Source organism: Paenibacillus tuaregi (assembly GCF_900086655.1).
Lineage (GTDB): Bacteria > Bacillota > Bacilli > Paenibacillales > Paenibacillaceae > Fontibacillus > Fontibacillus tuaregi.
Window position 1 is genome coordinate 2,845,215 of record NZ_LT575476.1, and the last position, 9,469, is coordinate 2,854,683.

The 9,469-nt window shown below is 50.6% G+C and carries 4 protein-coding genes; all 4 read right to left on the minus strand.

Going from position 1 to position 9,469, the window contains the following annotated elements:
* Window positions 1-6: 6 nt before the first annotated feature.
* Window positions 7-762, minus strand: coding sequence for an N-acetyltransferase (locus tag BN6628_RS13090; protein WP_068618081.1), 756 nt, complete (start codon window positions 760-762; stop codon window positions 7-9).
* A 94-nt stretch (window positions 763-856) separates the two neighbouring features.
* Entirely contained in the window at window positions 857-1,624 is a 768-nt protein-coding gene (locus BN6628_RS13095) for a VOC family protein (protein WP_068618083.1), read from the minus strand.
* A 226-nt stretch (window positions 1,625-1,850) separates the two neighbouring features.
* Window positions 1,851-2,738, minus strand: a complete 888-nt coding sequence (locus BN6628_RS13100) for a stalk domain-containing protein (protein ID WP_068618085.1) — start codon at window positions 2,736-2,738, stop codon at window positions 1,851-1,853.
* 56 nt (window positions 2,739-2,794) lie between these two features.
* Complete coding sequence (locus BN6628_RS13105; protein WP_068618087.1) at window positions 2,795-9,448, minus strand: non-ribosomal peptide synthetase; 6,654 nt, start codon at window positions 9,446-9,448, stop codon at window positions 2,795-2,797.
* Between the last annotated feature and the right edge of the window lie 21 nt (window positions 9,449-9,469).

The window sequence follows — 9,469 nt, forward strand, 5'->3', positions numbered from 1 at the left end:
TTGGAATTACGAACATTTCTCAAGCAGCTTCTCGAATTTTCCGGCGCTCATAATTTCATGTGTCACAAATTCCCCGTTATAAAACAAGCTGAACGTTGTCCAAATCGCGGGTGATTGCTGGGCCTCTTCCAATCGGGTGATCCGATGCGTCTGAAAAGGAATCCCTCTCCCCTGTGCCACTTTACGCAAGTCATCCAGTACACCTACGGCAAATGGGCATTGGGCTGTGTAATAGATATAGATGCCTTGGTCGGAGCCTGGTTTGGTATGAATCGATTTCATAAAAGCAGGCTTAGCCGCGTGATCATTCCATTTCAGAGCCATCAGCTCGAAATAAGGATCAGCCTGATCTGCTACCGTAAACCCCATATGTTCAAGATAACGCTTGTCACTTAGATAAGGCATTTTCTTACTACTCGACAAATGAACAATTCCGTCCATCCCCTGCTCTTTGGCATCCTGGATGCATTGCTCCAGCAGATTTTTACTATGACCGTTATCCTTATGCCGTCCTGAAACCCAGAGGCAATCAATGTACATATAGTTAGGGGCATCGATGGGAACCCAAGCTTTCTCTGCGGGCAAATATTCAATGAATACCTTGGCCCGGTCATTAAGGCGATAGAATTTGAGCCCATCATTCATGCGTTCACGGAGCCATTGTTTTTTTTCACGTACCGCTTCTTCATATTGCTTGGCACCCAGCGCACAACAAATATGTTCTGTGCCGATGTTGTCTTTCGTAATCTGCAAATAAGACATGATTCATGCATCGTCCTTTCGGTCTTGTTCATGTAAAAACATCTGGGAAGCCGGCTGCAGCTAAAGGCTTGCAGCCAACTTCCCAAGTCATCATTTATTCTTGGAATCCGCTTTGTACAGAGAAGAAAGCCCCTTGAGGGTCGCGAATCGCAGCAAATCTTCCAGAGCCTGGCACCGTGTACGGGGGCACAATAATTTCCGCTCCCAGCTCTTGCGCCTTTTGTACGGCACTGTCACAATCGGGAACCTTAAAATAAATGCTCCAATAGCTGCCCGCGCTTCCTGCTTCGGGTGAAATCTGATTCATTCCAGCCGCATACTGATCTCCGGCCCGGAACTGAAGATAAGGCCCGGTAGGCGTTCGGACTTCCTCTTTGGTCCAACCCAGCAGTCCCGTATAAAAGTCGGCTGCAGTTGACAAGTCGGTGGTGCTCAGCTCATGCCAGTCCATACTGTATGGCGCATGAATCAGCCCTGCTCCGGGATGCTCACCCGCCTCCCAAAGTGCGACTGTAGCGCCTGTCGGATCGCGGAAAGCGCACATGCTTCCTTTATCGTCCACACGCCTTGGAGCAATCAGCATCTCGGCACCGAGTTCTTCTGCTCTCTTGCTGGACACCTCAATATTGTTGACGGCAATATAACAGCCCCAATAGGAAGGGATCGTTGTTTCGCCAAGGCCATACATCGCTGCAATGTCCTGTTTGTCGTATTGAAAGACCGTATAGGTCTGATTATGGCCAAACACAGATTCCTGGACCGTCCATGGAAACAGCTTGGAATAGAATTTTCCCGACTCTTCAGGATTCGTACTGCCCAATTCTGCCCAGCAAAATAATCCTTCTGTATAAGTTTTATCCATGATGTGCATAACCTCCTTCAATGAATAATATAAAATATGAACTTATGAAGGTTACCCTTTTGGGACGCTGCGATGTCGAGTGTTCTTACGACCGCTGTTGTCTCCGAAATGCTTGAACTAGTTATTCAGTGGGACATTTCGGAGACAAAGGCGGACGCTCCGCTTCTTCAGAATCACTCGGTCTCTCCGCTGAGATCGGTTAATCTTTAAAGTTCATTTTATAAAGTTAATTTTTCAATTGAAGCTGGATTTCCGTCACCTGCTTGCGGTAGTCTTTCAGATCCTCCTGCACATAAATCTCTCTCGAAGGAGAGAGAATTTTAACGCCTGTATTTTTCGCGTATTCCTCGATTTGCGCCCAGACGTTGGCCAGCGTATCTGGGGTTCCTTGATGAACAACGGATAAGAAATATCCGCCTTCGAGAATTTTGAAGGTAACCGGGAGCTGTTTGCCCTTGTATTCTATGGATGCCCCTTCGACAGATTTGCTTACAGGAATGCAAATTTCGGTATCATGTCCTTTTTCATAGTTTTGTTCATAGTACAAACTAAAGCCTCTAGCATTCACGAGATCTTTAACTTCATGATCCAGTTTCTCATATACGTCTGATATTTCTTCATATTGTCCACGGAAACGTACGCTCGCGACCAAGACAGGCATAACATATTTCTTCACCACCGTGAACTCGGGATTGAGTTCAATGGAACGCTTGGCTTTAGACCAATTGACCTTTAATCCGATCTCTTGCAAAGCCTGGATAGGAACAAGCACGGTGGATTGCTTGATCTGCGGCGCAGTATCCAGATTTAAGGTTCTTTCGTTCACCTTCATTTGCTTGCTTCCAATGACAAGGATGGCGGTACGGGCAAATGTTGTTATGGTGAGCTGCTGGGAATTCCCCTTTTTCTCGAGCTTCACGTTGGCTCCAAATTCCCCCGCAACAGGCCGAATCGGTACCAGGACCGTTTTATCTTTGGCAAAAGGCTGTACCCCGGTAAATTTAACAGTTTTACCGTGCCATTTAACCGTGATCGGAGCTGAGGCTGCCCCTGCTTGTACTGCAGGAGATGCAATCAAGATAACCAATAACATCAGGACCAGTTTCTTAAACATAGTACCCCTCCAAATTTTTATCATATTGGGTTATAGCTTCCTCTCAACCACTAAGCTTATCTTGATGAGCCCCTCTTTCCGGCAAACTGCTGCATGGCGCTTCTTCGCGAGTTCGCACGCTCCGCCTCAGCCTCCTGCCGTTCATTCCCTTGTTCCCCGTCTGCATCTTGATACAGAAACTCCGTCAAATCCTTGATGGTTGTATACCGGAACAACTCGACCATCGTCAGGCGGGACCCATATTTGCTTTGGAGCTCGCGGTATACGGCTACCATTGATACCGAGTCGCCCCCAAGATCAAAGAAATTATCATGAATGCTGATCTCATTCCGATCAAGCGCCTGTCTCCAGGCGTCAATAATGTCTGATTGAATCACAAGCATTCCAGGAAGCTGCTGCTCATCCGATGGAACTGGTGTTGTCTCAGGCGCTTCCGGTTCAGATGCAGCCGACGCCGCAATCGCTTTACGGTCTACTTTTCCATTCGGGGTTAACGGGAATGTCTCCAACTCATACACGTCTGCCGGAATCATATAAGCAGGCAGCCGTTCCTTCAAATACGCCGTCATGGCTTTCCCTATATCGGGTTTGCTCACCTTATGCTCACCTTTGCTTGAAGAATACAAATTCATCTCCTCGACTTGCCCTTCCAGAGTCATCTGGCTTGGCTCAATTCCTCCTCCGAGCAGGCAGTGCAGATACACGTCGCTTGCGCGCAGACGGAACAGCGGACGAATCATATCAAACCCCAATGTGCCCATCTGGCTTAGGCCAATTCCGTGTTCCGGGCCCTTCTCTTCCAAAAGCTGTGATATAATTCCGGCCTCCATCATTGCGTAGCCAAGCCCTTCCTTCTCCCCGTACATAGGGGCGATGGCCTCCATGCTTCCGATCAGGAATATGCTAAAGGCCGAAGCATCAAAGATGGGGCGGTTCGCTGGAGAATGAATGAAATGATCCATTTGCGGATTTTCTTCCATCAGAACAAGCTGGTGCTCCCGCCGGTCGTAGTAATAGAGCCCGCATGGCAGGGATTCCACCGCATTTGGCTTCAGATAGAAATAAACCTGAACCGGATACAACCCTCCCGCGGAGCCATACTGAAATTTAGGGAATGGCAGCCCGTCAAATGTGCGTCCTGCCAAGTGGGCCACAAATTTGCCAAAACTCTCATGCTGGATAGGCTCGCTCTTGAATTGACGGTAGCTGCGCCGGCGAAGATAAGGAGCGATCGATTGCTCCGGATCATCCGAGCTGTACAGACGGTAGCGGCTTCCCCCGAGATCTTTGCGTAGAGCGGGTTCGCTTAATTTGAACACCATGCGTTCTACTGAATCCGTAATCAGCTCTTCTCCTTCCAGCCCAGCCACCCCATAGGCTTGTTCGCGATCCACCTTTACATAGGCGGATAAGCGTTGGCGGTCTCCTTCCCCCCGGGCGACAACCACCGCATCCTGTACAAAAGGATGGGCTTTTAATGAGGCCTCAATTTCACCAAGTTCTATCCGGTGTCCCCTGACTTTGATCTGCAGATCATCCCGGCCCAAAAACTCGATATTTCCATCCTTGGCATACCGTCCCTTGTCCCCGGTGCGATATAGTCTTTCACCCGTGAGCGGGTGGCGGATAAAGCGTTCCTCCGTCCGTGCCTCATCTTTCCAGTAGCCCATGGCTACACCCATACCGCCGATCCATAGTTCTCCGCTCACGCCAACGGGGCACTCCTCCATTCGTTCATTCAGGACGTATACCCTCTGACTCCGAAGGGATCTGCCATAAGGAATGCTGGACCATTCCGGGTGAACAAGTTCAACCGGATAATAGATGGACCAGATGGAGGCTTCTGTAGCACCGCCCAGCGAAATGATCTTTGTACGCTCATTCAGCCGTTGGATTGCGTCCGGCAAGCCAAGCGGAATCCAGTCGCCGCTCAGCAGAACCAGCCGTAAGGGGCTAAGAGGCGCGGAGTCCATATCCTTGCAATATTCAGTGAGCATATTCATCAGGGCAGGAACCGTATTCCATACGGTAACCCCTGTCTTGGCCATCAATTCCAGCCAATGTGAAGGATCTCTAAGACGATCCTTATCTGGCAGCACAATCGCGCCTCCAGCCGACAGCATGCCAAAAAGGTCAAACACAGACAAATCAAAGCTTAAGGAAGATAAGCTCAACATGACATCGTCACGCCCGATTCCAAATTTATGAATCATCGCTTCGATGGTATTGACTGCTCCGCGGTGATCAATCATAACTCCCTTAGGTACCCCCGTGCTTCCAGAGGTATAGATAATATAGGCCAACCGCGCTTCGGCTTCGTTGTCTATCTCTCCATAAGCTCCCTCAGGGACACATCCGGTAGTTAAAGGAACTGTCTGCAGATTTGGCCATTCTGCCTGGTTAGTGTCCGGCTGTACAACAGCGGCCCTTACTTCGCCCAAGCGAAGCAGCTCTGCAATTCTGGCTGATGGAAGGGATGCATCAACCGGTAAGTAGGCAGCTTTGGCTTTCAAGATGCCGATAACGGCCGCTACCTGCTCCCATCCCTTAGTCATCACAACAGCGACAGGTTCCCCCGGTTTGACCCCTAAGCCCAAGAGCTTGCCGGCTACATAGTCGGCATAATCATTCAGCTCGGCATAGGTCAGCTCGCGTTCCGGTGTGAGAATCGCAACCGCCTGCGGTCGGGTTTGAACATGGTCGTGATAGCTGCTAAGCAGTGAACTTGGCCGTTTGGCCGTTTCGGAAGGGCTGTCCGCACCGTGATAGGCATCAACCTTACTCAGCTGCTCACGGTGAGGTAAATATGCAGCGGCCCGATCACTGAGCGGAAGCGGAAGATTCCATACCTCATCTGATGTCGCAAGCAGCTCTAGTAGAAGGCAATATGCGGCAAACATCTCATCCAGCATTCCCTGCGGAAACAGCTCTTCCACAGCATCCCAGTTGAGATGCAGCTCACCGCCTCGTTCCATGACCTGATGATCCAACCAAACCTGCGGAGTCTGGGATACACTGTACCGTTCCTCCTGGCTGGCGGCGGGAGCAGATGCGAGAGCAGAAGCTACTTCTTCCTGAGAATTATCGCCCTGATTGAGAATACTTGTGAAAATGATCGGCACGATAGCTTTGGACGGCTCTTTGCTTCTTGCGAGCAGCTCACGGGTTACGCGGACACCGCTGAAATAACGGTGATCCATATCCCGAAGAAGCTGCTGCTGGTGACGAATCGCTCTTTGAATGAACGGCGCCAACTGCCGATTGTCGATCTCAAGCAATGTAAGTGATGTGAAATCCCCGATCACCTCGGTTACTTCCGGATGAAGCGGCAGCCGATTGAACAAAGTCAAGTTCAGCGAGAAATGCGATTTACGGCTCCAGGTGGTGATAATCTCGGCAAAAGCCGACAGGAGAATGACCGTTGGTGTAATTCCATAGCCTTCGGCCCGCTTTTTCAATTGCTGCCAGTGAGCCTGGGTTAACGTATGCCGTCTTCTTCTGAATTCCGGCTTCTCAATCTGTGCCGGGTCTTTCACAAGCTCAAGCTGAGGGCCCATTGGCAAGTCAGGAAGACGCTCCAGCCAGTAAGCCTCGGACCGGCGGAACAAGTCGGTGTGCTCAATCTGCTCACATGCCAGTACATAATCTCTGAACGATAACTCAAGGGGCCGTAAATCAGTGGCGGGATCAAGATAAGCCGCTGAGATATCCCGAATCAACAGTTCCAGGCTCCATGCATCGGCGATGAGCAGGTCCACACTGATGTGAAGCCGGACCATCCCCCCTGGGAGAGCCGTGGCCCTGATATCAAATAATGGCCAATTGTAACAATCTATCATCTGATGCGACATTTCTTCCCGCAGGGACCCTATATGGCTGATCTTAGCCTCCTCTGAAGCCAGCCGCATATCATAGCTCCGAACCTGGTATTTAGGAACTATAGGCAAAATCTGCTGTTGCCCGTTCGGAAGCATCACAGCTCTCAGCATTTCGTGGCGTTCAACCATTTGATTGATAACCATCTCAAACTTTGCGATATCCAGATCGGGCATGTCGTTTTCGAAATACATATGGGTAGAGACATTTCCCAAATCCAGGTCTGCCGAACGTCCGATCCAGTAGGCTTTCTGCACATCGGTGAGAGGAAACGGATCATATCTTTCGGCGAGCTTGTTCTCGACTTCCGGAAGATCCGTGTACAATCCCAGTCCAGTTTTGACCTGGTGCTCAACCAGGACGGCAAGCTCCTCGACAGTTGGATGATCGAAAAATTGCTGCATTGTAATCTCTGTGCCCAGCGTTTTGTTAAGCATAAATAGAATCTGGGTGGCCAGCAGGGAATGTCCTCCAAGCTCAAAGAACGTTTCCCCCAGATGGGTAATTTCAACCCCAAGCGAGCTCTCCCAAACATTTTTGATATATTCCTTGTAATCCTTTACGTCTTGCTGAGAGAGACCCGTACTTCTCGTAGAATCCTTACTTGAACTTAGAGGCCCAATCCAATAGGTCTCGCGCTCAAACGGGTATGTCGGCAGCTGCAGCTTAGATCTTGGCTCATGAGCATAATAGCTCCGCCAATCCGGACAGATGCCAGCGACCCACAGGATGGCCAGTTGTGTCTGAACCCAGCCCGGTCCATCCTCCGATAAATCAGCTAATTTGCCAGACCCATTTGTTTCCAGGCAGCCAAATTCGAGCACAAAACCCGGTTCAAGGCTGGACGGGCTGATCTGCAAGGGCTGATCTTCGTCTTGTTCCCCCGACTGAATCAACTGCTCCAGGACGCGGGAAATGCTGTATCTTCCGCTAAGCGACTGGGCTACCCAATAGCCAACTCCCTCTCCGGACATGCCTGACGGTTCGATCCCCCATTCTATAAACAGGCGGGCGAGTGCGGTCTGGATTCCCCAGGAGGTCAGTTTTTCAGTTAACGCTGTGTTTACAGCATGGCCCGATTGGATGGCGGCCTTGAGATCAAAAGGATACTTCTCCCGAATCACGAGGGAGAGGTCCCCAATAATTTGCCGAAACTTAGGACTGTGCACGTATAAATCCGCTGCCGCTTTCATGGACAGACCAGGCTTGGATGAGAAATGAAAGATCACCTTCTCCTTCGATGCCGGGCCGCGCTTGGCTGCATGATCCAAATTCATAGTGCGAAGCTGCTGCTGCAAATTCTCCTTGTCCCGGAAAACAATCGCGGCCCGATAGTCAAATACAGCCCGGCCAGTTTTTAGTGTGTAAGCAAGGTCCTTGAGATTTGCTCCGGGATAATCCTCTAAATACCGGTCCAAGTTAGTACAGATCCGGCTCAATGCCTGTCGTGTTTTAGCGGATATCACCAGAAGCTCGCAGTCCGCTTTATCGTTCTCCTCCACCAGCATCTGAGGCTTTGGCGCTTCAGCAAGGACAATATGTGCGTTGATCCCGCCAAGACCAAAGGAGCTTACACCGGCGATTCGTCCGTAGTCGCCCGCATCCCAATCGCTGAGCATGTTGTTCACGTAAAATGGACAACCCGGCTCCTCCAATCTGGGATTTGGAGTTTCGAAATGAAGACTGGCCGGGATCTGACGGTGTTTCAACGCCAACACGGTTTTGATCAGCCCGGCCATCCCGGACGCCATCTCAACATGGCCCACATTGGTCTTGGCAGAACCAATTGCACAGAATTGAGTCTCCTGCACAGAAGCGAAAGCCCGGGATAAGGCTTCAAGCTCAATGTCATCTCCCAGCGGCGTGCCGCTTCCATGAGCCTCGATATAGGAGATTGCCTGAGGAGGAATCTGCGCGATATTTAGCGCTTCGGAAATGACGGCTGCTTGGCCGTCAACCCCTGGAGCGGCATAACCGATTCGATTCGCGCCGTCACTGTTTATAGCCGAGCCCTTAATGACCGCATGAATGGTATCCCTGTCCCGCAGGGCGTCTTCCAGCCGTTTCAGCACGACTATGCCCAGACCATTGCTGTACACCGTCCCTGTAGCCTCGGCATCAAATGCTTTGAGTAGACCGTCCGAGGAGGTTAATCCACCTTGCTGATGAACATACCCTGGCACTTGAGGGTACTTGATGGTTACTCCCCCTGCCAGAGCCATATCGCATTGTCCGCTTAACAGACTTTCACAGGCAAGATGAGTGGCCACCAGGGAAGTCGAACAGGAGGTTTGAACCGCGACGACAGGCCCCCGGATATTCAGCCTGTAAGCAACCTGACTGGTCATATGGTCCTTATCGTTGCCAATCATAAGCTGCAGATCACTGACCGCCTCTTCCTTATCCCGTGCCCCGAGCAGATGATTAATCAAATATGTGCTGGAGCTCACGCCTGCAAACAATCCCATTAATCCGTCATATTCAAGTGCATTGTATCCCGCCTTCTCAACCGCTTCCCAGGCGCTTTCCAGGAACAGCCGATGCTGAGGGTCCATAATTTCCGCTTCCTTCGCCGTCACCTTAAAGAAAGAGGCATCAAAGCGGGCTGTGTTCTCAAGCGCAGTATTTACACGGATAGGCGAGGAGCCGGAGAGCCGGCTCAGCGGCTCTACTCCGGGATCATCAGATGCCGTAGGCTCAAGCTGAAGTGCATCCACTCCCCTGGCGAGGAGCTCCCAATATTGCTCGACAGATTCTACTCCTGGAAATCGGCACACCATACTGATGATGGCAATGTCATTACTTACATCGTGCTCAGCTTGTAAGTTGCTCAATTTATCCTCTCCTCCAGTCAA